Raw genomic sequence first — 26,547 nt, 5'->3', positions numbered from 1 at the left:
CGAAGCCCGACGCCCCCGACGAACCCGACTCAGAAGTCGAACTCGCCGATGTTCTCTGCGTTGAACTCGAACGGGTCGCCGAGCAGCACGACGCCGTCAGCGCCGACCGTGTACTCGCCGAGCTCGCCGGCTTCGAAGGTGTCGCCCTCTTCGCCGGTGATCTCGCCCTCGATCAGCGCCTTGGACGCGAAGGCCGCCAGGTAGCCGAGGTCGGCCGGGTTCCACAGCGCGAACGCGGTGACGGTGCCGTCTTCGACGTACTCGCGCATCTGGTTCGGGGTGCCGAGACCGGTGATCGCGACCTTGCCCTTGTAGTCCGAGGTCGAGACGTAGCGCGCGGCAGCCGCGATGCCGACCGTGGTGGGCGAGATGATGCCCTTCAGGTTCGGGTGGCTCTGCAGCAGGGCCGCAGTCTTGTCGAACGACGTCTGGTCGTCGTCGTCGCCGTAGACGGTCTCGACGATGGTGATGTCGGGGTACTCGCTGGCGACGTACTCCTCCATGAGTTCGATCCACGCGTTCTGGTTGGTCGCGTTGGCGGATGCCGACAGGATCGCGACTTCGCCCGCTCCACCGATCTGGTCGGCGATCAGGTCGACCTGCACCTTGGCGATGCCCTCGGAGTCGGCCTGGTTGATGAACAGGTCACGGCACTCGGGGTTCGTGTCGGAGTCGAAGGTGACGACCTTGACGCCGGCGTCGCGAGCCTCGTTCAGCGCATCGCAGATCGCCTTGGGGTCGTTGGCCGAGACGACCAGCGCACCGACGGCCTGCTGCGTCGCGGTGTTGATGTAGCTGACCTGCGCGTCGGGCGTGGCCTCGGCCGGGCCGACCTCGGCGAACGTGCCGCCGAACTCGTCGACGGCCGTCTTACCGCCCTCGCTCGAGGTGTCGAAGTAGGGGTTTCCGAGGTTCTTAGGCAGGAACGTGATCGACAGGTTGTCGGACCCGCCGCCTTCGCCCTCGCCCGAACCCGAGCCGCCGGTGCCGCCGCTGGTGTCGGCGCAGCCGCTCAGCACGAGCGCTGCGGCCACGGCGACCGCCGCGAACCCCGCGATCTTCTTGCGTGCAAACGTCATTGTTCTTCCTTTCGTGATGATCACCGCTGGCGGGTGCCGACGATGAGAGGCTGCCTCATGGTGCGGGAGAGGCCGCTACGCGGAGGGGCGGGCCGGCCTTCGACCTGACGCGCTGCGCCCAGGCGAGGACGCTGGCTGCGACGACCGAGAAGATCAGCAGACCGCCGGTGATGATGTTGATGACGTCGGAGGTGACGCCGGCGAGGCGCAGGCTGCTGCCGAGCACCCCGATCAGGAGCACCGCGGCGACGACGCCGTGCAGGTGACCCCGTCCGCCGAAGACCGAGACTCCGCCGAGCACGACGGCCGCGATCACCTGCAGTTCGAGGCCGGTGGCGTTGTCTCCGCGGGCGCTGCCGAACCGCAGCGTGTAGAAGATGCCGGCGAACGCGGCGACGACACCCGAGAGCACGAACAGGATGAACTTCGTGCGTTCGACATCGACGCCCGAGAAGCGCGCTGCGTCCTTCGAGAGTCCGATCGCGAAGATGCCCCGACCGAAGGGGGTGAAGTGCAGCAGCACCGCGAACAGCACCAGCAGGATCAGGAACGGGATGACGATGTACGGGATCGTCGTGCCGGCGATCTTCGCCTTCGCCAGCGCCGTCCACGTCTCCGGGAAGTCGGTGACCGCGGTGGTGCCGAGCAGGCCGACCGCGAGGCCGCGGAAGAGCGCGAGCGTGCCGATCGTGACGGCGAGCGAGGGCAGGCCGACGACCGTGACGAGGAAGCCGTTGAGGGCCCCTCCCACGACTCCGACCAGCAGCGCCGCCAGGGCTGCGACCTCGAACGGCGCACCCGACTCGGTGAGCACACCGGTCACGACGCTGGCGAGTCCGACCATGGAGCCGACCGACAGGTCGATCTCGCCGGTGATCATCACGAGCGTCATCGGCAGCGCGATCAGCAGAATGGGCGCGACATCGAGCAGGAGGTAGTTCGCCGTGATCGGCTGCGCGAAGCCGCGGATCGTGACGGCCGCGACGATCGCCACCAGCACGAGCAGCGCGATGATCGCGAACTCGCGGTTGACGAAGATGCGACGCCACAGGGGCCGGTCGTAGTCGCGGATGACGCGCGTCGACGTGGTCGTCGTTGCCGTGGTCATGATTCGTCCCTCGCTTCGATGAGCTGGCGTCTCTGTCTGACCGCGAGCACCCGGTCGAGCACGATGGCCCCGATGATGAGCACACCGACCACGGCGCGCTGCCAGAAGTCGGGGATGCCGAGAATCGGCAGTGCGCGGTTGATGGTCATCAGGAGCATGGCGCCGATGGCCGCACCCCAGACCGTGCCGACACCGCCGGTGATCGCGATGCCGCCGATCACGGCCGCGCCGACCGCATCCAACTCCCAGCCGCTGCCGGCCTGTGAGCTGATCGATCCGTAGCGCGCGGCGTAGAAGACGCCGGCCAGCCCGGCGAGCGCGCCGGAGAGGACGAACGCGGAGAGCACCCGGCGGGTGACCTTGAGGCCGTAGAGCTCGGCGGCCGAGGGGTCGGATCCGATCGCGTAGTACTCGCGGCCGCCCCTGGTGTTGCGCAGATACCAGGCGGCCAGTGCGAGCACGATCACCGCGACGATCGACAGCACCGGGATGAAGAGGATCTGCTGGGTGCCGAGCGCGAGGAAGTCCTTCGGCATGTCGGAGGCGTTGATGCGGTCGCTGCCGGTCCACAGCACGTTGATGCCGCGGTAGGCATAGAGCGTGCCGAGTGTGATCACCATCGCCGGCACCTTGGCGAATGCGACCAAGGCGCCGTTCACGAGACCGAGGAAGGCTCCGAGCAGCACGGCTGCGATCACGACGAGGACGATCGGGATGCCGGGCACGTCGACGAAGAGGCGTCCGGTGAGATATGCCGTCAGGCCCATGACCGAGCCGACCGAGAGGTCGACGTTGCGGGTGATGATCACGATGGCCTGGCCGACCGCGACGAGCATGAGGATCGACGGCGTCAGCAGCAGATCGCGCCAGCCGTCGGCGCTGAACAGGAAGTTGGGGTTCTTCACCGTGGCGGCGATCACGACGAGCACGAGGGCGGCGAGGATGCCGAACTCCCGTGCACGGCCGATGCCGCCCGGCTTCTTGGCGATCGCCGGAGCGGCGGCCGCCGGCGCGGTGGTGAGGCTCATGACTGCAGCTCCGATGAGTGGGTGGCGGCGAACATGACGTTCTCGCTGGTGGCGTCGTCGCGGGAGATCTCGGCGGTGATGCGCCCTTCGCGCATCACGAGCACGCGGTCTGCCATGCCGAGGACTTCGGGGAGCTCCGACGAGATCATCAGGATCCCGAGACCCTCGCCCGCGAGCTGCGAGAGCAGGCGGTGCACCTCGGACTTCGTGCCGACATCGATGCCTCGTGTCGGCTCGTCGATGATCAGCACCCGGGGGTCGGTTGCCAGCCACTTGGCCAGCACGACCTTCTGCTGGTTTCCGCCCGAGAGGGTGGCGGCGACGGTGTCGAGCGCGTGCGTCTTGACCTCGAGGCGCGATGCCCACTCCTTCGCCGCACGGTTCTCGATGCCGCTGGTGATCAGACCCCACTTCGACAGGCGCCGACGGATCGCGAGAGTGATGTTGCCGCCGACACCCGCATCGATGACGAGCCCCTGCTTGCGGCGGTCCTCGGGCACGAGCGCGAGGCCGCTGCGCATCGCCGCGGTGGGGTTGCGGCGTGCGACGCCTGCGCCGAGCATCCGCACCTCTCCGTCGCTGTACGGATCGACGCCGAAGACGGCACGGGCGACTTCGGAGCGCCCTGCCCCGACGAGGCCGGCCAGGGCGACGATCTCGCCCGCGCGAACGGTGAAGGAGATGTCGTGGAAGACACCCGGGCGGGTGAGGCCGGTGACCTCGAGCAGCGGTTCGCCGATCGCGGCCTCCTGCTTGGGGAAGAGCTCGGTGACGTCGCGACCGACCATCTGCCTGACCAGGTCGTCGACCGTGGTCTCGGCGATCGGGGTCGTGTCGATGTAGGCGCCGTCGCGCATCACGGTCACCGTGTCGCACAGGTCGAACACCTCGTCGAAGCGGTGCGAGATGAAGAGGATCGCACGGCCCTCGTCGCGGAGGCTCCGCGCGACGGCGAACAGACGGTCGACCTCGACGCCGCTGAGCGCCGCGGTCGGCTCGTCCATGATCAGCACGCTCGCGTCGAGCGAGATGGCCTTGGCGATCTCAATGATCTGCTGGTCGGCGATCGAGAGACCCTCGGTGATGCGGTCGGGGTCGAGCGTCACTCCCAGGCGACGGAAGATCTGGTCGACCTCGGTGCGCATGGCTTTGCGGTCGATGCGTCCGAGGAGTCCGGTGGGCTGACGCCCCATGAAGATGTTCTCGGTCACCGAGAGATCGGGGAACAGCGTCGGCTCCTGGTAGATGACCGCGATGCCTGCGGCCTTCGACTGGGCCGTGCTGGTGAAGTCGACGTCTTCGCCGTGCAGGCGGAAGTCCCCCGAGTCACGGCGGTAGAGACCGGCCATGATCTTCACGAGCGTGGACTTTCCCGCTCCGTTCTCGCCGATGAGGGCGTGGATGGAACCGGGGCGGAGCGTCAGGCTGCCGGAGCGGAGCGCGACGACGGGGCCGAAGGACTTCACGACCCGATGCAGCTCGAGCGCGGTGGGGGGAGCGCTGCGGGCGGAGGCTGCGTCTACCACTGGCTTTCCTCTCCGTTGAGGGGGATGATGATCGGAATGAACTTTACCTGAATCGATTCAAGCTCGTTTCAGGCTAGTGTATGTGATGCCGGTCTCAGGTCAACCCCCGATGCCGAAGCGTGATCCGCCCGACGACGAGAGGACAGCCGAATGCCGATCAGCATCCGCGATGTCGCCGTCCGTGCGGGCGTCTCCGTCGGCACGGTCTCGAACGTGTTGAATCGGCCGGACGAGGTCTCCAGCGACTCGGTCGAACGCGTCACGCAGGCGATCGAAGAACTCGGCTATGTGCGCAATGACGCGGCACGCAAGCTGCGAGCCGGTGTCAGCACGACCGTGGGATTCGTGGTGCTCGACGGCCAGAACCCCTTCTACAACGACGTCGTGCGCGGGGCGGAGGACGAGGCATCGAGCCACGGCATCGCGATCCTCTACGGCAACACCGACGACGACCCCTCGCGGGAGAAGGTCTACCTCGATCTGTTCCGCGAGCAGCAGGTGCGCGGTATGCTCATCGCCCCCTACGGCGACGTCATGACGCAGCTGCGCAGGTTCCGCGCGAGCGGCATCGCGACGGTGCTCGTCGACCGGTTCAGCGCCGACAGCGGGTTCTCGTCGGTCTCGGTCGACAGCGTCGCGGGCGGACGACTCGCGGTCGAGCATCTGATCGAGGGAGGTCGGCGGCGCATCGCCTTCGTCGGCGGCCCCTTCGACATGCGCCAGGTCACCGACCGTCTCGCCGGCGCTCGTGCCGCGGCCGAGAACGCGGCCGTGCACGTCGAGCTCGAGGTCGTGCCGACCGCGGCGATGACCGTCGAGGAGGGCGTCGCCGCAGGCGCGCGCCTGCTCACCCGCCCGCGCCGCGAGTGGCCGGATGCTCTCTTCGCCGCGAACGACCTGCTCGCCCTCGGCCTGCTGCAGTCGCTCGTGGCCGACGGACGCCTGCTCGTGCCGCAGGAGATCGCTCTGATCGGCTTCGACGACAACCCGTTCGCCGCGGCCGCCGCAGTCCCGCTGTCATCGATCCGCCAGCCCAGCCGCATGATCGGGCGCACCGCGCTGCGGATCGTGCTCGAAGAGGCGGCCGACCCTGAGAGCATCCCCCGGCAGACCGTGTTCCCGCCCGAGCTGATCGTGCGCAGCTCGACCAGCGGCTGACGGTCCGTCCGCGGCGCAGCGTTGCGGGACGGATGGCTGACCGATTCCCGGTTGGCTGCCGCCTGACACGCGGATGATCAGCAGCCATGGTCCGAGCAGCCGCCCGTCCCGCAGGAGCCGCCCTCAGCGAGGCCCGTACGCCCTCGCGACCGGACGCCGCAGTCCCTCATATTCGACGGACGGCCAGCGGTCGTCGACCGTCAGCACGTCCCAGCCCTCCGCCGTGCGCAGCATGGTGTCCTCGACCTTGAGCCCCGGTGCGGTCGGATTCCACGCGAACGCCTGATTCTCGACGAGACGATCGACCGTGGACGCCGCAGCGCGGGGGTCGCGTCCGGCATAGCCGCTCGGCCCACCCTGGTGGTGCCGCTGCCACTCGTCGGCGTCGAAGCCGAAGCGGGCGTACGCCGCCGTGCCCGCGGCGAACGCCTCGTCGAGGCGAGCGCCCGGCACCGATGCGTCGAGGAAAGCACGCTCCACGCCGAGCAGCGGTTCCTCGTCGACAGGTGCTCCGATCCAGCGGGTGGCGTTGGCGATCAGCCCGTCACGGCGACCGCACACCACGACCATGGCCCGATCTCCGAGCACGCCCGCGGTCGGAAGCGGATGCCGGAACGCACCGCGATCAGCGCCGGCGACGAGCACGACGAGCAGATCGATCCCCCGGGCGATGAGCTCCGCGGCGACCATCGCCGCGACCGCGCGCTCGGTCTGATCCGACTCGACGCGGCCCAGCACATCGGTCAAGGTCTCGGCCGTCTCGCGCCCGAGGACTCGGTACCTCTCGGTCTCGGCGGGCAGCATCCGCGCTCGCGCTGCGCGGAGCCCGGCCGCCACCTGCGACTCCGGAACGCCCGACCGCTCGGCCGCCGCGATCGACGGAGGGATCCACCACGGCACCCGCACCACGCGCTCGGCATCCTCCGGCAGCAGCTCTTCGGCGATCAGTCGATCCGCCTCGTTCGCGGCGACGAACAGCACATCTCCGTGCGTCTCCGCGCGCACCGCGAGCACCGGCGGACCCGCGAGCGACACATGCGTGCGCGCTCCCTCGAGGTACCACGACACCGCCTCGTGCGACGTGAGCACGAGCGTCGCACCATCGACGTCGCGCCGCACTCGCGCGAGACGATCCTGCTTCTCGATGCGGTCTTCGGATGCTCCGGCCACGCGACCCTCCTCGTAGAACGTTTTCTCGTAGTATGACGACAGCCGTGACCGATCGCGGAATGGAGGGATGCTGATGGCACGCGAATCCTCTCGCCCCGGCATCACCGACGTCGCGAAGCTCGCCGGCGTCTCGCTGTCGACCGTGTCACGGGCGATGAACGGGAACCCCACGGTCGACCCCGCTCTCGCGGAGCGCGTGCGGGCCGCCGCCGCCGAACTCGGCTACACCGCGAACCCGGTGGCTCGGAGTCTGGTGCTCGGCCGCACCCAGGCGGTCGCGGTCGTCATCCCGGATCTCGAGAACCCGACCTTCCAGGCGATCCTCCGTGGGCTCAGCCGTGCAGCGACTGCCGATGGATACCACGTGCTCGTCGCCGATTCCCGCGAAGATCTCGACGAGGAGCACGCGCTCGCCAGGGCGACACGACTGCGCACAGACGGCGTGATCCTGTGCGCTCCTCGAATGCCCGAAGAGGAGCTCGCGACGCTGCTGCCCGCGCTCTCCCCCGCCGTCGTGATCAACCGCGGACCGCAGATCAGCGCTCCCGTCGTCGGCGCCGACTACGGCTTGGGCATGCGCGAGATCGTCGACCATCTGACGTCTCTCGGCCACCGCCGGCTGGTCTATCTCGCCGGAGCGACGCGCAGCGTGACGCACAAGGCGCGACAGGAGGCGATCGCCGCAGCGGTCTCCGGGTTCGACCGGCTCGACCGGCTCGAGGTCGAGGAGATCACCGCGGGGGTCGACTTCGACAGCGGCACGGCCGTCGCCGATCAGGTGCTCGCGAGCGGTGCGACCGCCGTGATCGCCTACAACGACCTCGTCGCGATGGGCCTCCTCTCGGCGCTGACCGTGCGCCGCGTCGAGGTACCGGGCCAGCTGTCGATCACCGGCTTCGACGACATCCCGTTCGCCGCCTACACGTCGCCGCCGCTCACGACCGCGGCGGTGCCGGCTGTCGATCTGGGCGCAGCAGCCTGGACCGCCATGCACGCCCAACTCACCGGCGGCGATTCCACTCCGGAGCTCACGATGACGCCGACCCTGGTCGTGCGCGGAAGCACCTCCGCCCCGCGCGAGGACTGAGCCGCCTCCGTCCGAGTGCTCGGCTTCCGCCCTGTGCTATCGTCGAGAAAACGTTTCCTGAGTTCGAGATCACAGAAGGATCACGATGACGAAGACCCGTTATGCCCTGGCCGGTGCCGGAGTCCGCGCGCAGATGTATGTCGATGCGATCACCGGAGCGCACCGGGACCGCGCCGAACTGGTCGCGATCGTCGAGCCCAACCCCGTGCGCGCCGCCTTCCATTCAGAACGCGCGGTCGACGCAGGCGCCTCCGCTCCCCGCCTTGCGACCCCCGACGAGCTCGAACAGGTGATCCGCGACGAACGCGTCGACCGGGTCATCATCTGCTCGCGCGACGATCTGCATGCCGAGCTGATCGTCCGCTCGCTCGAGGCCGGTGCCGATGTCGTGGTCGAGAAGCCGCTGACGATCGACGCGGCGAGCGCGGCCCGCATCGAAGAGGTCGTCGAACGCACCGGCCGACAGGTGGTGCTGACGTTCAACTACCGGTACTCCCCCCGCAACAGCGCGCTGCGCCGGATCATCCAGGACGGCACGATCGGGCAGGTCACCTCCGTCGACTTCCAGTGGATGCTCGACACCAACCACGGCGCCGACTACTTCCGCCGCTGGCACCGGGACAAGAAGAACTCGGGCGGTCTTCTCGTGCACAAGTCGAGCCATCACTTCGACCTCGTCAACTGGTGGATCCGCTCGCAGCCGACCCGTGTCTACGCGTCGGGCGGTCTGCGCTTCTACGGCGCCGAGAATGCGGCCGGCCGCGGCCTCGGCGAGCGGCCGGCGCGAGGAACCCACGACGGGGGCGACCTCTTCGAACTCGACCTCCGCACCGACGAACGCCTGACCGCGCTCTACCTCGACGCCGAGCAGCACGACGGCTACGTGCGCGACCTCGACGTGTTCAGCGAGGGCATCACGATCGAGGACAACCTCGCGCTCGTCGTCGACTACGTCTCGGGCGCGACCATGTCGTACTCGCTGAACGCGCACTCGCCGTGGGAGGGCTATCGCGTCGCCGTCAACGGCACGCTCGGCCGCGTCGAGCTCGAGGTCGTCGAACGCGGAGCCGTGCTGGCAGGTGAGGGCCTGCATCCCCACATCGACCCGAGTCTCTCGGGCGGCGACGGCACCACCGCACTGCGCCCTGAAGGCGAGCGCATACTCGTGCAGCGGCACTGGGAAGCGGCCTACGAGGTGCCCATCGACGGCGGCGACGGCGGACACGGCGGCGGCGACGCCCTGCTCCTGTCCGATGTCTTCGAAGGTCCGGGCGATGACCCGCTCGCGCGGCCGGCGGACTGGACAGACGGCATCCGCTCCATCGCCGTCGGCATCGCGGGCAACCGCTCGCTCGAGACCGGACTCCCCGTGAGGGTCGACGAGCTCGGGATCGCCCTGCTCGCACGCCGATGAGGATCGTCGTCACCGGCGGGTCCGGGCGACTCGGGCGCACGCTCGTGACAGGACTCGCGGATGCCGGACACGAGCTCATCTCCGTCGACAGAGAGCCGATCGCACACCTCGACCGCGCCGGGATCACTCAGTTCTCCCTCGATCTGACCGACGCGGATGCCACGGCGTCGGCACTCGCGGGCACACGAGCTGACGCGGTGATCCACCTCGCGGCGATCGCGGTGCCCTTCAGCGCACCCGAAGACGTGATCCTGCGCACGAACGCCGCCCTCGCGCAGTCGGTGCTCGGCGGAGCCGTGCGTGCAGGCATCCGCCGAGTGGTCGCAGCGTCGAGCCCGACGGTGATCGGCTACGGCGCACCCCGCGGCTGGACTCCCGAGCGCCTCCCCCTCGACGAGACATCGCCCACCGAACCGTGGAACGCCTACGCCCTGTCGAAGCTGCTGATCGAGCAGACGATCGACATGCTGCGGCGCCAGGCGGGCGACGACGTGCGGTTCGCATCCTTCCGCCCCTGCTACGTGATCGCCCCCGAGGAATGGGCCGGCGCTCCGACCCAGCAGGGGCACACCGTGCTCGAACGCCTCGATGACCCCGCACTGTCGGCACCGGCGCTCTTCAACTACATCGATGCCCGCGACGTCGCAGCCTTCGCCGACGCCCTGCTCGACGCCCTCGACGACATCCCGAACGGCGAGCGGTTCTTCGTCGGCGCCGATGACGCGCTCGCCCGCCGCCCGCTGAGCGAGCTGCTGCCGCAGTTCCACCCCGGCACCGCGCGGGCGGCGGCCGAGCTCACCGGCACTGCGCCCGCGTTCTCCTCCGCCAAAGCCGCTCGCCTGCTCGGCTGGCGCGCCGCGCGCACCTGGCGCACGGAGCTCGCGGCAGGACGCGCGCTGCTGTGACCACCATCCGGAGTCTGACGTCGCGTCTCCAGCGGGTGCCGCTGACGCGTCCGTGGGCTGCAGACGTGACGTCGGTCGGTATCATCGCGACCCACGTCGTTCGCTCAGACGGCGGCGAAGGATGGGGTTTCTCGTGGAGCCCGCAGATCGGCGCACCCGCAGTCCAGTCGCTGCTGCAGCAGGACATCGCTCCCGCCTCCGTGGGCCGATCCGCTGTTCCCGGCGAGGCCTGGCAGAGCCTGTGGGAGCACCTGCACGAAGCGGGCGGCGGTGGCATCACGACGATCGCGCTGGCAGGGCTCGACCTCGCGCTGTAGGATGCCGAGGCGCGCGTTGCCGACACCTCGGTGTCGCGCCTGATCGGCTGCCGCCGTGAGCGCGTGCGCGCCTACGGATCGGGCGTGAACCTGCATTACCCGCTCGACGAGCTGCTCGCCCAGGTGCAGCGCTGGATCGATGCGGGGTTCGATGCCGTGAAGATCAAGGTCGGAAAGCCCGACCTCTCGGAGGACATCGAGCGCGTCGCCGCCGTGCGCGCGCTGCTCGGACCCGATCGCGCGCTGATGATCGACGCGAACCAACGCTGGGATCTCGACCGCGCGACGACGTCGATCGACGCACTGTCGCGCTTCGATCTCGCCTGGATCGAGGAGCCGCTGCGGGCCGACGACCTCATCGGCCACACCGAGCTCGCCCGTCGCATCGACGTGCCCATCGCCGTCGGCGAGAACCTGCACACGGTGCACCGCTTCGCAGACTTCCTCCGGGCAGGCGCCGCGCAGATCGTGCAGCCCAACATCGTGCGCGTCGGCGGAATCACCCCGTTGCTCCGCATCGCCGGGCTCGCCGCCTCGCATGGCGTCGCCCTGCATCCCCACCTGCTGCCAGAGCTCTCGGGCCAGCTCGCCCTGACGCTGCCCGACACCGCGTTCGAACCACTGGTCGAGGATGTGGAGGATGCCGGATTCGGTGCGCTCGGCGCTCTGGCCGATCCCTCGCCCGTGACCGTCGCCGGCGGCTTCCTCACCGAGAACGAGCATCACGGCCTCGGCATCCGCTTCTCCCCCGTTCTCGGAGACGAGGCTGGACGCGACCTGACGACCTGACGCACAGCCCCGCACACGACAGCGCCCTCCCCGTCGCAGGACGGAGAGGGCGCTTCGTCGTTCGGACGGTCTGAGATCAGGCCGGCGTCAGCACTCCCGCGTTCGCGCCCTCGAGCAGCTGCTCGACCTGCTCGTGCGTGACGTCGACACCGGGGAATCCGATCAGTCGGCCGATCGGGAACGACGCCATCATCTTCTGCATCGCCTCGTCGTTCGGCATCATCGAGGCGGCCGACGAGTCCGCACCGGTCAGCTCTCCCAGGAATCCGCCGAGGGCGCCCATGACGGCGGGGCCAGCTACGGGGTGCGCGAGGACATCGCCGATCGACGAGTTCATCGTGAGGGGAAGCGAGACGGCATCGCCCTCGACCTGCACGGTCGTGGAGGAACGGATGTCGCGGCTCGACGCGGCGACCTCGACCGTGTACTCGCCGCTCTCGACGATCCAGCGGTCGACGCGCACGTCCCAATAGGCGAGGTCCTCTCGGCGCACGACGAGCTCGACGGTACGGGTCTCACCCGCAGCGAGCGCCACCGATGCGAAGGCCTTGAGCTCGCGCGGCGCGCGCTGCACGACGGAGGCGACCGGGGCCGCATAGACCTGCACGATCTCGCGGCCGTCGCGGTCTCCGGTGTTGGTCACATCGACCCGCACGACGATGTCGCCGCTCTCGCTCGCCGCAACCGACGCCTCGCCATACGAGAACGTCGTGTACGAGAGGCCGTACCCGAAGGGGAAGGTGACGTCGAGGCCCTTCGCGTCGTACCAGCGGTAGCCGACCAGCACGCCCTCGCCGTAGCGGACGTGACCGAACTCACCGGGGAAGTTGCCGAACGAGGGGTTGTCCTCCAGCCGCACCGGAACGGTCTCGGTGAGCTTTCCCGAGGGGTTCACCGCTCCGTAGAGCACGTCGGCGACAGCGCCGCCGCCGGCCTGGCCGAGCAGCCACGTCTCGACGATCGCCGGCACCCGCTCGGCGAAGGGCAGCGCGACGACGCCGCCGTTCGAGAGCACGACCACCGTGGTGGGGTTCGCCGCGATCACGGCGTCGAGCACCTCCAGCTGCGCAGCGGGCAGATCGATGTGCTCGCGATCGAAGCCCTCGGATTCCTCGGCAGCGGGAAGGCCGAGGAACACGACGGCGACGTCGGCTGCGGATGCGACGGCGACGGCCTCGGCGCGCAGGTCGTCGGCCGAACGGCCGGATGCCGCGATGTCGCCGCCCTCGACAGCGAAGCCGGCAGCGTACGTGACGTTCTCTCCGCCCACGGCACGGAGCTCGTCCCACGCGGCGTCGACGCGGGTGGGGTTGATGAGCGAGGATCCGGCTCCCTGGAAGCGCGGCTCGGTCGCGAAGGCTCCGATGACGGCGATCCTCCGCTCGGCGGCGAGCGGCAGCACGTCGCCGTCGTTCTTCAACAGCACGATCGAGCGTCCGGCCGCTTCCCTCGCGAGCGCATGGTGCGCGTCGACGTCGAGAGGACCTGCGACGGCCGGGCGCCGCTGCGCCTTGCGCACGAGATCGATCGCACGGTCGGCTGCGGTGTCGAGCACGCTCTCGTCGAGCTCGCCGGCGCGCACCGCGGCCACGAGCTGAGCATCCGTCCGCCCGCCCGACGACGGCATCTCGAGGTCGAGACCGGCGGCGACGCCGGCCACGCGGTCGTTCACAGCACCCCAGTCCGAGACGACCACACCGTCGAAGCCCCAGTCATCGCGCAGCACCTGTGTGAGCAGCCACGGGTCCTCCGAGGCGTAGACCCCGTTGATGCGGTTGTACGAGCACATGACGGTCCACGGCTCGGCATCCTTGACCACACGCTCGAAGCCGCGGAGGTAGATCTCGTGCAACGGACGCGGGTCCACGTCGGAGCTCGCGCGCATGCGATCGAACTCCTGGTTGTTGGCCGCGAAGTGCTTGAGCGAGGTGCCGACGCCCTGCGACTGCACTCCACGCACCGAGGCCGCACCGAGGATCCCCGAGACGATCGGGTCCTCCGAGAAGTACTCGAAGTTGCGACCGCACAGGGGCGACCGCTTGATGTTGATGCCGGGGCCGAGCACGATGGCGACGTCTTCGATCGCCGCCTCGACGCCGATGGCCGCGCCGACGCGCTCGACGATCTCGGGATCGAACGACGAGCCGATGCCGACAGCGGGAGGGAAGCAGGTCGCCGGCACACTGCTCGAGAGACCGAGGTGATCGGTGCCGCCTGCTTGCTTGCGCAGGCCGTGCGGGCCGTCGGTCATCATGATCGACGGCAGACCGACGCGCTCGATGGCCTTCGTCGTCCAGAAGTCCGCACCGCTGGTGAGCGATGCCTTCTCCTCGAGGGTGAGATCGGATGCCGATGTATCGGTCATGATGTTCCTTTCGCGGCGACGGCGGTGTCCTGCGAAAACTATATGCCAGTAAGTATTGGATCTCAAACGTTGTTCAGGATTACTCTCGAGGGATGGCACGACGAGGTTCATACGCGAAGGGCGTCGCCAGACGCGAGGAGATCCTCGAGAGCGCTCTCGATGTGATCGGCCGCAAGGGCTACCAGAACGCCTCGCTCAAGCAGATCGCCGAGCTGGTCGGCGTCACCCCCGCCGCGCTCCTGCACTACTTCGGCAGCAAGGAGGAGCTCTTCACCGAGGTGCTGCGCAAGCGCGACGAGCACGACGGCATGATGCCGCAGACGCTGAATCCGGTCGACGGCAAGTCCGCGTTCATCGATGTCATCCGCCACAACACCGAGGTCCCCGGAGTCGTCGAACTGTTCTCACGCCTCTCGGTCGACGCCGTCGACCCCGCGCATCCGGCCCATCAGTACTTCCTCGAGCGCAGCGAGAAGCTCCGCGAGAGCATCACCGACAGCTTCGTCCACGACGCCGCCCACCGGGCGACGCTCGACCCGGACACCATGGCACGGGTGATCCAGGCGGTCGCCGACGGGCTGCAGCTGCAGTGGATGATCGACCGCTCCGTCGACATGCCGGGCATCATCGGAGCCCTCATGGACGTGCTCTACCCGCCGACCGATCAGCCGGAGACGCCTACGCGCTGAACGCGGAGAACCGCCCACACCCTGACAGGCAGGAGGGGCGGTTCTTCGGGATGGTCCGTGCGGTCGGCGTGGACGTCAGCGGACGTTTCCGTTCGAGCAGGTCTGCTGCGCGGCCGAGTTGCCCTTGATCGTGTCAGGCAGCGCCACGACGTTCTCAGGTGTCGCCGCAGGGTCAGGCGTCGCCGCCTCGGCACCCGCGTCGGCGGGCGTCTGCGTGGCCGGATCCGTCACGACGACTCCGTCGTTCTCGGTGTTCTGATGCGTGACCTGCAGCTGGGCGTTCTCGTTGATCGCGTTCCACATGGCCTCGGCGGACTCCTTGTCCGGCACGACGCGGTTGGGGTCGGCCGGGTCCGCGAACGTCGGGTACTGCAGGAAGACGATGTCCTCGAACGGCACGGACTTCACCGCGAGCGCGATCTGCACGATCTTCATCGGGTCGGCGAGCGAGGTGCTCGCCTCGACGTTGTCGAGACCGGTGGTCGCGAGCTTCAACATCATGGGGACGTTGCCGAGCGTCTCGCCGCTGATCAGCGTGCGCGCCAGGCTCGACATGTACTGCTGCTGGTTGCCGATGCGTCCGAGGTCGCTGCCGTCTCCGACGCCGTGGCGGGTGCGGAGGAACTGCAGAGCGGTGATGCCCTCGATCACGTGGTTTCCGGCTGCCAGATCGAGGCCCGTGTAGCGGTCCTTGATCGGAGAGGCGAGGCACACCTCGACGCCGCCGATCGCATTCGTGATCTCGATCACACCGCCGAACGTGACCGATGCCGCGAACTGGATCTCCTGACCGGTGAGGTCGGAGACGGTCTTCGCGACGCAGTTGAGTCCGCCGTCGGTGTAGGCGGTGTTGATCTGCTGCTTGCTCATCGCGGAGTGCACGTCGCCCTCGGCGTCTTCGCACTCGGGGATCGGCACCATCATGTCTCGGGGCAGGCTGACGACGGTGATGCGGCGGGGCTCCTCCGACACGTGCAGGAGGAGATTCACGTCATTGAGCGTGCCTTCGGAGTCGGCGCCGGTGCAGCGTTCGCCGAAGTACTGCGCATAGGCCTCTTCGCACGTGTCGACACCGGTGAGGAGCATGTTGAATCCGCCCTCGTACTCGCTGATGTCCGGCGGCAGCTCCTCGGTGCTGTCCAGCTCGACCGCGTTGGCCGAGACCGTGCTCGAGAGGTCGTAGACGATGTACGAGACGACGCCGAAGCCGCTCACCAGGACGACGGCGAGACCGATCGCGATGAACGTCAGAAGCTGGCTGACGGGGCCCGGCGAGTGGAGCTGTCCGTGTCGCGCGATGGTACGACGGCGTCGGGTGTGAGGACTCACTCGGTGCCTTTCGGTTTCAGCGTGCGGTGCGGGGGGACACCGTTCCCTGGAATGCGGAGGGTGTGGGATTCGAACCCACGAGACATCTCTGCCCACTGGTTTTCAAGACCAGCTCCATCGGCCACTCGGACAACCCTCCCGACAGACGAATCTGCCGACAAGCCGTGAGTCTAGCCGAGTTCTATTCTCTCGCGCTGACCTGGGCGGCCGCTGGAAGCGTGTTCAGTGCCATTGCGAGCCCGCCGTCCTCGACGTCGCCGGTCACCTCGCCCGCGGCATCCTTGACCTCTGCGGGCGCCTGCCCCATGGCGACGGCACGGCCGTCGAGCCCCAGCGCCCACCCGAACATGCCGATGTCGTTGCGTCCGTCGCCGGCCACGAAGACCTGCCCGCGCTCGAAGCCGAGCTCGGTGCGCACGCGCTCGAGCGCCGTGCCCTTGTCGACGCCCTGCGGCGCGATGTCGAGCCACGCCGTCCAGCCGATCGCGTACGAGACCTCGTTGAGTCCTGCGTCCGCGACGAGGCGGTGGAAGTCCTCCTCATCGTGCCCCGGCGACACGACGACGACACGGGAGACCGGCTCGGCGACCAGCTCTTCGAAGCCGACCTGTCGTCCGCCGTCGAGCGTCCAGTCGTCCAGGTGCTCGGTGTACAGCCTGAGCCCCGAGCCGAGCTCGACCATGTACCGGGCCTCCGGCAGGCGGTCGCGCAGGAGAGCGAGCACGGGAGACGGATCGAACGTCTCGATGTGCCACCGCTCCCACTCGTCGCCCACCCGACGCATGGTCACCGCTCCGTTCGAGCACACCACGAACTGCGGGGTCAGCTCGAGCTGCTCGACCCAGCGACGCGTGGCCATCCAGCTGCGTCCGGTGGCGATCGTCACCTCATGACCGGCATCCCGCAGCCGCGCGACGGCCTCGGGCACGCCGGGGCTCATCGTCTCGTCCTGCAGGATGATCGTGCCGTCGACGTCGAGCCCGACGAGCCAGGGGGCCGTCACGCGGTCGGCTCCAGAACCTCGAGCCCGCCGAGGTACGGCCGAAGCACCTCCGGCACGCGCACAGAACCGTCGGCCTGCTGATGCGTCTCGAGCAGTGCGACGATCCAGCGGGTCGTCGCGAGCGTGCCGTTGAGGGTCGCCACGGGCTGCGTCTTCGCGGTCTGGCCCTCGTGAGCCTCGGGCCGGTGTCGGATGTCGAGGCGGCGGGCCTGATACGTCGTGCAGTTCGAGGTGGAGGTGAGCTCGCGGAAAGCACCCTGCGTCGGCACCCACGCCTCGATGTCGTACTTGCGCGCTGCGCTGGAGCCGAGGTCGCCTGCTGCGACGTCGATCACGCGATAGGCGAGGCCGAGCGAGGTCAGCATCTCCTCCTGCAGCGCGACGAGACGCAGGTGCTCAGCTTCCGCATCCTCCGGGTTCGTGTAGACGAACATCTCGAGCTTGTTGAACTGGTGCACCCGGATGATGCCGCGGGTGTCCTTGCCGTGCGAGCCCGCCTCGCGGCGATAGCAGGTCGACCAGCCGGCGTACCGCAGCGCGCCCTTGCCCAGATCGAGGATCTCGTCCTTGTGGTATCCGGCGAGCGCGACCTCGCTGGTGCCCACGAGGTACAGGTCGTCGTCCTTGTCGAGGTGGTAGACCTCGTCTGCGTGCTCGCCGAGGAATCCGGTGCCCTGCATGATCTCCGGCCGCACCAGGGTGGGTGTGATCAGCGGCACGAAGTCGTTCTGCAGCGCCTTGTCGAGCGCGAGGTTCATGAGCGCGATCTCGAGACGAGCCCCGATGCCGCGCAGGAAGTAGAACCGAGCGCCAGACACCTTCGCGCCGCGCTCCATGTCGATCGCGCCGAGGATCTCACCGAGCTCGAGGTGATCACGGGGTTCGAAGTCGAATGCGGGCACCTCACCGACTCGGCGCAGCTCGACGAAATCGGCCTCGCCCCCGGCCGGGACGCCGTCGATGACCACGTTCTCGATGCGTGCGAGAGCAGCGGCCAGGGCCTCGGCGGCCTCGTTCGCCGCCTGCTGCGCCTGCTTGACGCGCTCGGCGAGATCCTTGGCCTGCGCCACGAGCGCCGCCTTCTCGTCTTTCGGCGCCTTCGCGACCTGCTTGCCGAACGCGTTCTGCTCGGCCCTCAGCTCCTCGAACGCGGCGAGCGCCGCGCGGCGCGATCGGTCGGCCTCGAGCGCGATGTCGACGGTGCCCTGGTCGTTGCCACGGGCGGCCTGAGAACGGCGGACGATCTCCGGATTTTCGCGGAGGAGTGCGAGGTCGATCATCCACCAAGTCTATGGTGCGGCCCGGGCGCGTCCGCCGCGACCGGGTGGGTCGACGCCCGGGTTAGAGTAGCGCCATGACCACGAGCGCCACCGGCCGACGCCAGGCGGCGCTCATCTACAACCCGATCAAAGTCGACGAGAAGCATCTGCGGGCCAGAGTCCGCGCGCTCTCGAGCGAGGCAGGGTGGGAGCACCCGGCCTTCTATCCGACAACGATCGAAGACCCCGGCCAGGCTGCGACGGCCCAAGCCCTCGCCCGCGCCGTGGATGTCGTGCTCGTGGCCGGCGGAGACGGCACGGTGCGCGCGGTCTCCGAAGCCATCGCGAACACCGGGGTGCCACTCGCGATCCTGCCGAGCGGCACCGGAAATCTGCTGGCGCGCAACCTGGGGCTCCCGCTGGCCGACCCGGACGAGATGATCCGCGCGGCGCTGGGCGAGTTCCGCCACGCGATCGACATCGGCTGGGCGCGCCTGACGCGGGAGAACGGCGAGCACGAGGAGCACGCCTACGTCGTTCTCGCGGGCGTCGGGCTGGATGCCGACATGATCGCCAACACCCGCCCAGACCTGAAGAAGTCGGTGGGATGGATCGCCTACGTCGACGGAGCCGCGAGGTCGCTCGTGACCGCCGAGCCGTTCCGCTCCGTGTTCCAGATCGACGACGGCCGCCTGCACTCGACCAAGGTGCACAGCATCCTGTTCGCCAACTGCGGCACTCTGCCGGCGGGCATCTCTCTGATCCCCGACGCGTCGATCACCGACGGCGTGCTCGACGTCGCCGTGATCCAGCCCACCGGCATGTGGGGCTGGCTCGGGGTCTGGCGCAAGATCTGGTGGGACAACTCGGTGCTGCGGCGCTCACGCGCCGGTCGCCGGGTGCTCGAACGTCGGGGCCGGGATGCCTCGGTGCACTACTTCCGCGGAGCCGCCGCCGAAGCGGCCGTGACCTCTCCCACCCCGATCGAACTCGACGGCGATGAGTTCGGGACCGCGGTGCGCATCACCTGCCGCGTCGACCCCGGGGCGCTCCTGCTGGCCCTTCCCGCCGACCATCCGGTCGCGTCGTTCTGATCGCTGCGGCTCGGGCGTCCGACTGCTGCGTCAGCCCCGTACCTCGACCGTGCCGTCGAGGCCGCCGCCGAGGAGCGTGAGAGTGAAGGCGTCGTCATCGACGGCATCTTCGCCGAACTCCAGGATCGTCGCACGCGGCGCCATGTCCATGGTGCACACCTGGTCGTCGTCGGTCGCGAAAGTCGCCGTGCCCGAGGCGCCAGAGCCCTCGAGATCCTCGACCACGGGGGCGCAGCTCGACGAGCCCCAGGTGAGCAGGACCAGCGAGCCGTCGTCGAACCAGCCGGCGGTGGGCGCGTACTCGGTCGACGAGCCGGGAGTGCCGGTGAACGAGGGGTCGCCGTCGAGATCGACGTCGTCGACGACGTCGCCGTAGGTCACCTGCAGGGTGATCTCCTTCGTCGGGTCGACACCTTCCGGCAGCGCACCGACGCTCGCACGCGACGCCAGGTCGGCCGTGCATGCCTTCTCGCCGTCTCCCTCGGACTCCGGCTCGACGAGAGTCACCGAGACGGTCTGCCCTTCGGCCGTCACCGTGTCGACCTGCGGAACGCAGGTGGAGGATCCCCAGGTGACGACGGCGAACATCCGGCCGTCGTCGAGCAGCGTGCCTTCGACGTCATCCGAGTCGTCCGTGCTCTGGCCGGGCCCGCTCGAGGGGTTCGAGGTCGCCTGCGACCCGGTGGCCCCAGGACCGATCGTGCACCCTGCGACGAGCAGCACGGCGGCCAAGGACGAGAGTGCGGCGATGACACGCGATGGGGATTCCATGCACACAGGGTACCGGCCGCGGTCTGCGGAGGGCACCCCCGCCTTGCCGCCCTACTGCAGCGCCGAGGTGAGGCGCGCAAGGTTGTCGAGGACGGTCGAGCGCAGAGGCTGCTGCATCCACTCCTCGAGAGTCAGCTCCCTGCTGAGGGAGCGGTAGACGTCTTCGACGGCGCGCATCTCGGAGACGAACTCCTCGCCCCGCACCAGCATCGACACCTCGAGGTTCAGACCGAACGAACGCATGTCCATGTTGCTCGAGCCGATCACGGCGACCTGGTCGTCGATGGTGAGGCTCTTCGTGTGCAGGATGTAGGGCTTGCGGTACATCCAGATCCGCACCCCGGCCTTGAGCAGCGCCTCGTAGTAGCTGCGCTGCGCGTGATAGACCATCGCCTGGTCTCCCTCTTCGGAGACGAACAGCTCGACCGCGACTCCACGGTCGACCGCGGCGGTGACGGCGAGCAGCAGCGCTTCATCCGGCACGAAGTACGGGCTGACGATCATGATCTTCTCTTTGGCCGCGTAGAGCAGCCCGAGGAAGAGACGCAGGTTGTTCTCGACCTCGAACCCGGGCCCCGACGGCACGACCTGGCAGTCGAGATCTCCCGACCCGGTCTCGGCGTGCGAGATGTCGATCTCCTGCAGGACCTCGTCGGTCTCGCTGTACCAGTCGCTGAGGAAGATGGCGTTCACACTCAGCACGACGGGGCCGTCGATGCGGACCATGAGGTCGACCCAGTGCAGACCGCGCTTGATGTTCTTGGGCAGGTTGTAGGTCGAGTCCGTGACGTTCTGCGAGCCGAGGAAGGCTACTTTGCCGTCGACGACGAGGAGCTTGCGGTGGTTGCGCAGGTCGGGCCGCTGCATGCGCCCCTTCAGCGGCTGCACCGGAAGCATCAGATGCCAGTTCGCGCCCATGCGATCGAGCCGCCTGACGGTCTGCCGATACTTCGGCTTCCATCTGTTCGCCCAGTGGTCGAGGAGCACGCGGACGTGCACGCCGCGCTCTGCGACCTCTTCCATCGCGCGGAAGAAGTTGTCTGTCGAGGCGTCGGCCTGGAGGATGTAGAACTCGATGTGGACGTAGTCCTCGGCCTTGCGGATCTCGTCGGCCATCGCGTCCAGCGACTCCTGATAGTCCGCGATCAGATGCGCGCCGTTGTCCCCCGAGATCGGCAGCGCTCCGAGCCTGTGGTTCATCTCGACGAGCGGGGGGAACCAGCTCGGCGCATCCGGTCGCAGGGTGCCGAAGTGCAGGTGCTCGCTCGTCTCGGCGATGTACTCGTTGATCTGATCCTGCTTGCGGCGGCGGGCGCGCGGCAGGCGCGGGTTCCCGATGAGCAGGAAGAGGAAGACGCCGATGAACGGGATGAAGAAGACCGCGAGCAGCCACGCCATCGCCGCAGTGGGTCGCCGGTTGCGCGGGATCACGATGATCGCCGTGATGCGGATCGTCAGGTCGAGGGCGATCAGGAACGCCGCGGTCCACCAAGCCCAGATCTCGGGCGTCATCCCTCGTCCTCTCGGCCGGTCGGCACTGCGACGCCGGGCGCGTCAGTGGGCACCGCGGACGGTGCGCTGGCTACACAGTAGCCGATGGTGCCGACGCCGCTCAGGAGCGCGGCGGCAGACCGCGCGCGGCCCGCTCCTCGGCCTCGATCCGTGCGTGCACCTTGCGTTCGGTGCGATCGAACCGCAGGATTCCGCGGAGCACGAAGAAGAACACGACGCTCACCCCGATGGTCGGGATGATCGACCATGCGGCTGCGAGCCAGAAGTTCTCCATGGCTCCATGGTACGCGACCCACTGCTCCTCCACACTCGGGGGCCTGCAGCTGATCGACGATCGGCGCTGTGGAATCGGACCGTCACGACAGCGGTGCGATGAGACTCGCCGGATGACAACACTGCTCCGTGCTTCCGGCTCCGCTGAGTTCCTCAGCATCGTCCCCTCCCTCGCAGGCTTCACCCCGACCGAGAGCCTCGTCCTGCTGCCGTTCCGAGGCACACGCACCTACGGTGCGATGAGACTCGACCTCCCCCGCGACGACGTCGAGCTCGAGGACTACGCGGATGCCGCGGTCGGTCTGGTCTCACGAGTCGAGCGAACGGATGCGGTCGCCCTCGTCGTCTACACGGACGAGGCTGCGCAGAAGACGCGCGATGGGCTCGTCCTTCCTTTCGCCGTGGAGGTCGACGAACTCCTCGGGCGCGCGGAGGACGCGGGACTGCGAATCGTGGACGCGCTCTGCGTGACCCCCGGCGGCTGGTCGAGCTATCTCGTCGACGACCCGCAGCTCCGCGCTCTCGATCGCACGGCCCCCGAGGTGCCCGGCGTCGGCGACGTCTCAGGCGACCAGCGTGCCGGCGCTGTTCTGCCGACGGCAGGCTTCGCCGACAGAGAGAGGGTGGGGCGAGCGCTGCGTGACGTCACCGACCTCCTCGCGCGGGGCGGAGAGGCCGGGCCGACGGGCGCCGAGAACCCTCAGGCGATCGCTGCGCTCGTGCTCCTCGAAGACATCCCGGCATTCTTCGAAGCCGTGCTCGCGTCACCCGATGATCTGCCGCCGTTCGCCACCGCCGCACTCCTCTGGTGCCTCGAACGCCCGCTGTTCCGAGATGTGGCACTGACGCAGTGGGCGACCGATGTCCACGGCGGCGAACGCACACTCGAGGCGCAGCTCACCTTCGCCGACTCCGGTTCCACGGTGCCGGACGACCTCGGCGAGGTCTTCCTCGGTCGAGGGCCCACTCCCGATCCGGAGCGGCTCGGGGTCGCCCTCTCACTCGTCCGGACCGCCGCAGCGCTCGCGCCGCGAGACACCAGGCCCGCACCGCTCACCGCTGCGGCATGGCTCTCGTGGGCGCTCGGCCGATCGAGTCACGCCGGGCAGTACCTCGATCTCGTGCGGGCGATCGACCCCGAATACGGCCTCGCCGCCCTGCTCGAGACGATGATCAACGCGGCGATGCTTCCGGAGTGGGCGTTCAGACGCGGCGCGACGCCCGCTACTTGACCAGCGGGAACAGGATGGTCTCGCGAATGCCGAGCCCCGTGATCGCCATCAGCAGGCGATCGATCCCCATGCCCATTCCCCCGGACGGCGGCATGCCGTGCTCGAGTGCCCGCAGGAACTCCTCGTCGACGGGCATCGCCTCGACATCTCCCCGAGCGGCGAGCTTCGCCTGTTCGACGAAGCGCTCGCGCTGGATGACGGGGTCGACGAGCTCGGAGTACCCGGTCGCCAGCTCGAAGCCGCGGATGTACAGGTCCCACTTCTCCACCACGCCCTCGATCGAGCGGTGCTCGCGCACGAGCGGCGAGGTGTCGACGGGGAAGTCCATCACGAAGGTGGGCCGCACGAGGTCGCCCTTCACGAAGTGCTCCCACAGTTCTTCGACCAGCTTGCCGTGCGTAGCCTGAGCGGGCAGGTCCACACCGTTCGTCTCGGCGAACGCGATCAGGTCCTCGACCGAGTCGCTCGGCGTGATCGTGCGACCGGAGGCCGCCGACAGCGACTCGTACATCGAGATGCGATCCCATTCGCCGCCGAGGTCGTACTCGGTGCCGTCGGCCCAGGTCACCGTGGTCGAACCGGCCACCGCGATCGCCGCCTGCTGCACGAGCTCCTGCGTCAGGGCGGCCATCTGGTTGTAGTCGCCGTAGGCCTGGTAGGCCTCGAGCATCGCGAACTCCGGGCTGTGCGTCGAGTCGGCGCCCTCGTTGCGGAAGTTGCGGTTGATCTCGTACACCCGCTCGATGCCCCCGACGACGGCGCGCTTCAGGTAGAGCTCGGGCGCGATGCGCAGATAGAGCTCGGTGTCGAAGGCGTTCGAGTGCGTGACGAACGGACGAGCGGATGCTCCACCGTGCTGCACCTGCAGCATGGGCGTCTCGACCTCGAGATAGTCGTGGCTGCCGAACGTCGCCCGGAGGCTCGCGTTGACCGCGGCGCGGGCGCGCACGGTCGTACGCGCCTGCTCGCGGACGATCAGATCGAGGTAGCGGCTGCGCACACGCCCTTCCTCGCTGAGCTCGGAGTAGGCATTGGGCAGCGGCAGGATCGCCTTCGAGGCGATCGCCCACGCATCGGCCATGATCGACAACTCGCCTCGGCGGCTGGAGATCACCTCGCCGTGCACGAACACGTGATCACCGAGGTCGACGTACTCCTTCCAGTCGGCGAGCGACTCCTCCCCGACGTTCGCGAGCGAGATCATCGCCTGGATCCGCGAGCCGTCGCCGGCCTGCAACGTCGCGAAGCACAGCTTGCCGGTGTTGCGGCTGAAGACCACGCGACCGGCGACGCCGACGACGACACCCGTCTCGGCACCGGCTTCGAGCTCGTCGTACTCGGCGCGCAGCGCGGGGATCTGGTGGGTCACGGGCACGCTGACCGGGAAGGCTCCCCCGCCGGCGTCCGCTCGGTTCGCGACCAGACGCTCGCGCTTGGCCAGGCGCACGGCCTTCTGCTCGTGCACGTCTTCTTCGGTGGCGGCGGTGGTCGTGTCGGGCGCGGCAGACGCGTCAGTCATTCGGGGCTCCTTGAAAGTCGTGTCCAGTTTACCGAGGTCGCGTCCCTCACCCCGCGGTCGAGTCTGGGTAGCCTCGAAGCATGGCAGCCACCAAACTCGCCCACGTTCTCGTCACGACCGGTCTCACCGCCGCTGCGCTGCTCATGTCAGCGGCTCCCGCTGCCGCAGCAGCGCCGCCCGCGGCCCCCGCGTCCGGTGCGACGGCGGTCCGCGCCGATGTCGACGACTTCGCGTACGCGTCGTGGGACGCGCGCTACGAGGTGGGGCTCGACGACGACGGGCGCGCCCGCATGCACGTCACCGAGACCCTCACGGCGCGCTTCCCCGACATCGACCAGAACAAGGGGATCGTCCGCGGACTGCCTACCAGCTACGAGAATGCGTGGCTCGATCCGCGTGTGCTGTCCGTGACCGACGAGACCGGGGCCGACGTGCCGTACGAGACCGAGAACGAGGACGGACTGCTGCTGGTCCTCACCGGCGACGACGACTACGTGCGCGGACTCACGACCTACGTCATCGAATACGAGATGCGCGACGTGATCCTCGCCGCCGACTCCGGCGTCGACGAGTTCTACTGGGACCTGCTGCCGCTCGACAGCACTCAGCGCATCGAGGCCTTCCATGCTGAGGTCGCGTTCGACGAGGCGATGACGGATCGGATGACCGGCGACGCGCGCTGCTACGCCGGCTACCAGGGCTCGACAGACGAGTGCGATCTGATCGCATCCTCGGACGGCTCGCAGCTCAGTGTCGAGGCGAAGGAGCTCTCCCCCGGCGAGGGCATCACGATCGCCGTCGGATTCGAGTCGAACACCGCCGCGCAGCCCTCGGCTCGGCAGCCCAACCCCGTGACCGACACAGTGCCCGCTGTCGCCGCGCTCGGTGGACTCGCGCTCTCGGTCGCCAGCTGGTTCACCGTCTCTGCCTTCAAGAGGAACCGGCGCAAGGCCAGCGGCATCATCGTGGCCCAGTACGACGTGCCGGACTCCCTGCCGCCGCTGCTCGCCGCCGCGATCGTGCCCGGAGCCAAGGATCCGATCCCGGCCGAGATCATCCACCTCGCTGTGCGCGGCACGCTCCGCATCGAAGAGGGGACGGACGCCGAACAGCCGCGGCTGCGGCGCCTTCCGGGTGGCCGGATCCCCGACCAGCTCGATGTCGAGGCGCTGGACGCGCTGTTCGCCGGCGCGGACTCCGCGGGGGTCGCCGAACTCCCCCACGCGAGCGAGGAGTTCGCCGCTCGCATGAAGACCCTGTCGCAGCACGGCATCGAGGCGGCTGTCTCACGCGGGCTCACCACGAAGGCCCGCAGCAGGGGCGCGATGATCGTGCAGTGGTGCGCGATCGGCATCGTGCTGGTCGGCTTCGCCCTGGGCATGTCGGGAATAATCGCGGGGAGGGTCTCGGCGATTCCCGCGTTCGTGGCGATCGCCTTCGGAGCGTTCCTCGTCTTCCTGTCATCCTTCTACAGCTTCTCGAGGCACACGGTGCTCTCTGCCGAAGGGGCTCGGCAGTACGAGTACCTCATGGGCGTGCGGGAGTTCATCCGCGTCGCTGAAGCCGATCGGCTGCAGATGCTCCAGTCGTACTCCGGCGCCGAGCGGCGACAGGACGGCAGCGCGAACGTGATCGTCGTCTACGAGCGCCTGCTCCCCTACGCGATGCTGTTCGGCATGGAGAACGAATGGGGAGCCCTGCTCGAGCAGGTGTACGCCTTCGAGCAGCGCGGGGCGACGTGGATCGGCGACCCCAGCACGCCGTTCGTCCACGGCCAGCTCATCGCATTCGCCGCCTCTTCGCAGGCTTCCGCGACGTACTCGGCGCCGAGCGCCAGCAGCTCGTCGAGCGCAGGCGGATCGTTCGGCGGCGGCTTCTCGGGCGGCGGCGGGGGCGGCGGCTTCTCGGGCGGTCGCTGAC

Annotated in this window: 23 protein-coding genes and 1 tRNA gene; 10 read left to right on the top strand and 14 right to left on the bottom strand. The window is 68.7% G+C overall.

The features are described 5' to 3' along the window. Positions 1-29: 29 nt before the first annotated feature. The 4 genes from rhaS to AC04ME_RS04345 are packed head-to-tail and all read right to left on the bottom strand — an operon-like array spanning position 30 to position 4,741. The gene (rhaS, locus tag AC04ME_RS04360) at positions 30-1,079 is read right to left on the bottom strand and encodes a rhamnose ABC transporter substrate-binding protein (RefSeq protein ID WP_042537028.1); all 1,050 of its coding nucleotides are present in this window, start codon (positions 1,077-1,079) and stop codon (positions 30-32) included. 55 nt (positions 1,080-1,134) lie between these two features. Next, a complete protein-coding gene (locus AC04ME_RS04355; protein ID WP_079112225.1) occupies positions 1,135-2,187 on the bottom strand; it encodes an ABC transporter permease in 1,053 nt (350 codons plus the stop codon). Then, complete coding sequence (locus AC04ME_RS04350; RefSeq protein ID WP_079112224.1) at positions 2,184-3,215, bottom strand: ABC transporter permease; 1,032 nt, start codon at positions 3,213-3,215, stop codon at positions 2,184-2,186. Before AC04ME_RS04350 ends, AC04ME_RS04355 begins: the two co-directional genes overlap by 4 nt. Further along, positions 3,212-4,741, bottom strand: coding sequence for a sugar ABC transporter ATP-binding protein (locus tag AC04ME_RS04345; protein ID WP_042537021.1), 1,530 nt, complete (start codon positions 4,739-4,741; stop codon positions 3,212-3,214). The genes AC04ME_RS04350 and AC04ME_RS04345 overlap by 4 nt, the downstream gene beginning before the upstream one ends. A gap of 150 nt (positions 4,742-4,891) precedes the next feature. Here AC04ME_RS04345 and AC04ME_RS04340 point away from each other — a divergent pair, with 150 nt between their 5' ends. Continuing rightward, positions 4,892-5,899: a LacI family DNA-binding transcriptional regulator gene (locus AC04ME_RS04340; protein WP_475433713.1), complete on the top strand. Its 1,008-nt coding sequence runs from the start codon at positions 4,892-4,894 to the stop codon at positions 5,897-5,899. A gap of 123 nt (positions 5,900-6,022) precedes the next feature. On the opposite strand, the gene AC04ME_RS04335 is transcribed toward AC04ME_RS04340, so the two are convergent. Continuing rightward, positions 6,023-7,069: a M24 family metallopeptidase gene (locus AC04ME_RS04335; RefSeq protein WP_475433712.1), complete on the bottom strand. Its 1,047-nt coding sequence runs from the start codon at positions 7,067-7,069 to the stop codon at positions 6,023-6,025. A gap of 73 nt (positions 7,070-7,142) precedes the next feature. Here AC04ME_RS04335 and AC04ME_RS04330 point away from each other — a divergent pair, with 73 nt between their 5' ends. From AC04ME_RS04330 to AC04ME_RS04310, 5 genes are all read left to right on the top strand, one after another. Next, positions 7,143-8,156, top strand: a complete 1,014-nt coding sequence (locus tag AC04ME_RS04330; protein WP_475433710.1) for a LacI family DNA-binding transcriptional regulator — start codon at positions 7,143-7,145, stop codon at positions 8,154-8,156. 85 nt (positions 8,157-8,241) lie between these two features. After that, the gene (locus AC04ME_RS04325) at positions 8,242-9,570 is read left to right on the top strand and encodes a Gfo/Idh/MocA family protein (protein WP_475433709.1); all 1,329 of its coding nucleotides are present in this window, start codon (positions 8,242-8,244) and stop codon (positions 9,568-9,570) included. Next, entirely contained in the window at positions 9,567-10,475 is a 909-nt protein-coding gene (locus AC04ME_RS04320) for an NAD-dependent epimerase/dehydratase family protein (protein ID WP_455904258.1), read from the top strand. Before AC04ME_RS04325 ends, AC04ME_RS04320 begins: the two co-directional genes overlap by 4 nt. Positions 10,476-10,540: 65 nt before the next feature. After that, a complete protein-coding gene (locus tag AC04ME_RS04315; protein ID WP_475433706.1) occupies positions 10,541-10,792 on the top strand; it encodes a hypothetical protein in 252 nt (83 codons plus the stop codon). An 84-nt stretch (positions 10,793-10,876) separates the two neighbouring features. Beyond that, the gene (locus tag AC04ME_RS04310; protein ID WP_475433704.1) at positions 10,877-11,581 is read left to right on the top strand and encodes a mandelate racemase/muconate lactonizing enzyme family protein; all 705 of its coding nucleotides are present in this window, start codon (positions 10,877-10,879) and stop codon (positions 11,579-11,581) included. Between the two features lie 76 nt (positions 11,582-11,657). On the opposite strand, the gene AC04ME_RS04305 is transcribed toward AC04ME_RS04310, so the two are convergent. Then, entirely contained in the window at positions 11,658-13,946 is a 2,289-nt protein-coding gene (locus AC04ME_RS04305) for a glycoside hydrolase family 3 C-terminal domain-containing protein (protein WP_475433702.1), read from the bottom strand. Positions 13,947-14,038: 92 nt separating this feature from the next. Between AC04ME_RS04305 and AC04ME_RS04300 the strand changes: the two genes are divergently transcribed. Further along, positions 14,039-14,635: a TetR/AcrR family transcriptional regulator gene (locus tag AC04ME_RS04300; RefSeq protein ID WP_042537007.1), complete on the top strand. Its 597-nt coding sequence runs from the start codon at positions 14,039-14,041 to the stop codon at positions 14,633-14,635. Positions 14,636-14,710: 75 nt separating this feature from the next. Here the strand turns inward: AC04ME_RS04300 and AC04ME_RS04295 are convergent, their stop codons facing one another. The 4 genes from AC04ME_RS04295 to serS form a co-directional block, all read right to left on the bottom strand. Then, positions 14,711-15,964 carry an LCP family protein gene (locus AC04ME_RS04295; protein WP_052492826.1) on the bottom strand — a complete coding sequence of 418 codons (1,254 nt, stop codon included), beginning with the start codon at positions 15,962-15,964 and terminating at the stop codon, positions 14,711-14,713. Between the two features lie 54 nt (positions 15,965-16,018). After that, a tRNA-Ser gene (locus AC04ME_RS04290) sits at positions 16,019-16,103 on the bottom strand. 42 nt (positions 16,104-16,145) lie between these two features. Beyond that, positions 16,146-16,967 carry an HAD family hydrolase gene (locus AC04ME_RS04285; protein ID WP_042537005.1) on the bottom strand — a complete coding sequence of 274 codons (822 nt, stop codon included), beginning with the start codon at positions 16,965-16,967 and terminating at the stop codon, positions 16,146-16,148. Then, entirely contained in the window at positions 16,964-18,247 is a 1,284-nt protein-coding gene (gene serS / locus AC04ME_RS04280) for a serine--tRNA ligase (RefSeq protein ID WP_079112217.1), read from the bottom strand. The genes AC04ME_RS04285 and serS overlap by 4 nt, the downstream gene beginning before the upstream one ends. Before the next feature lie 74 nt (positions 18,248-18,321). Here serS and AC04ME_RS04275 point away from each other — a divergent pair, with 74 nt between their 5' ends. Next, a complete protein-coding gene (locus AC04ME_RS04275; RefSeq protein ID WP_079112216.1) occupies positions 18,322-19,320 on the top strand; it encodes a diacylglycerol/lipid kinase family protein in 999 nt (332 codons plus the stop codon). Positions 19,321-19,350: 30 nt separating this feature from the next. Here the strand turns inward: AC04ME_RS04275 and AC04ME_RS04270 are convergent, their stop codons facing one another. The 3 genes from AC04ME_RS04270 to AC04ME_RS04260 all read right to left on the bottom strand — a co-directional run bounded on the left by AC04ME_RS04270 (position 19,351) and on the right by AC04ME_RS04260 (position 21,877). Next, complete coding sequence (locus AC04ME_RS04270; protein WP_475433701.1) at positions 19,351-20,091, bottom strand: hypothetical protein; 741 nt, start codon at positions 20,089-20,091, stop codon at positions 19,351-19,353. Between the two features lie 51 nt (positions 20,092-20,142). Beyond that, the gene (gene cls / locus AC04ME_RS04265) at positions 20,143-21,603 is read right to left on the bottom strand and encodes a cardiolipin synthase (RefSeq protein WP_042536999.1); all 1,461 of its coding nucleotides are present in this window, start codon (positions 21,601-21,603) and stop codon (positions 20,143-20,145) included. 100 nt (positions 21,604-21,703) lie between these two features. Then, positions 21,704-21,877, bottom strand: coding sequence for a hypothetical protein (locus tag AC04ME_RS04260; RefSeq protein ID WP_164481682.1), 174 nt, complete (start codon positions 21,875-21,877; stop codon positions 21,704-21,706). 112 nt (positions 21,878-21,989) lie between these two features. On the opposite strand from AC04ME_RS04260, the gene AC04ME_RS04255 reads away from it, so the two are divergent. Continuing rightward, positions 21,990-23,108 (top strand): DUF4192 family protein, encoded by a 1,119-nt coding sequence (locus AC04ME_RS04255; protein WP_079112214.1) that lies wholly within the window; start codon positions 21,990-21,992, stop codon positions 23,106-23,108. On the opposite strand, the gene lysS is transcribed toward AC04ME_RS04255, so the two are convergent. Then, positions 23,101-24,627: a lysine--tRNA ligase gene (lysS, locus tag AC04ME_RS04250; protein ID WP_079112213.1), complete on the bottom strand. Its 1,527-nt coding sequence runs from the start codon at positions 24,625-24,627 to the stop codon at positions 23,101-23,103. The two genes, AC04ME_RS04255 and lysS, sit on opposite strands and share 8 nt — an antisense overlap. Positions 24,628-24,707: 80 nt before the next feature. Between lysS and AC04ME_RS04245 the strand changes: the two genes are divergently transcribed. After that, entirely contained in the window at positions 24,708-26,546 is a 1,839-nt protein-coding gene (locus AC04ME_RS04245) for a DUF2207 domain-containing protein (RefSeq protein WP_475433700.1), read from the top strand. Position 26,547: the final 1 nt, after the last annotated feature.

The organism is Microbacterium sp. LjRoot205, assembly GCF_056175745.1.
The sequence above is the reverse complement of the archived record's forward strand: the minus strand, read 5'-3'. Positions and strand labels throughout refer to the sequence as shown.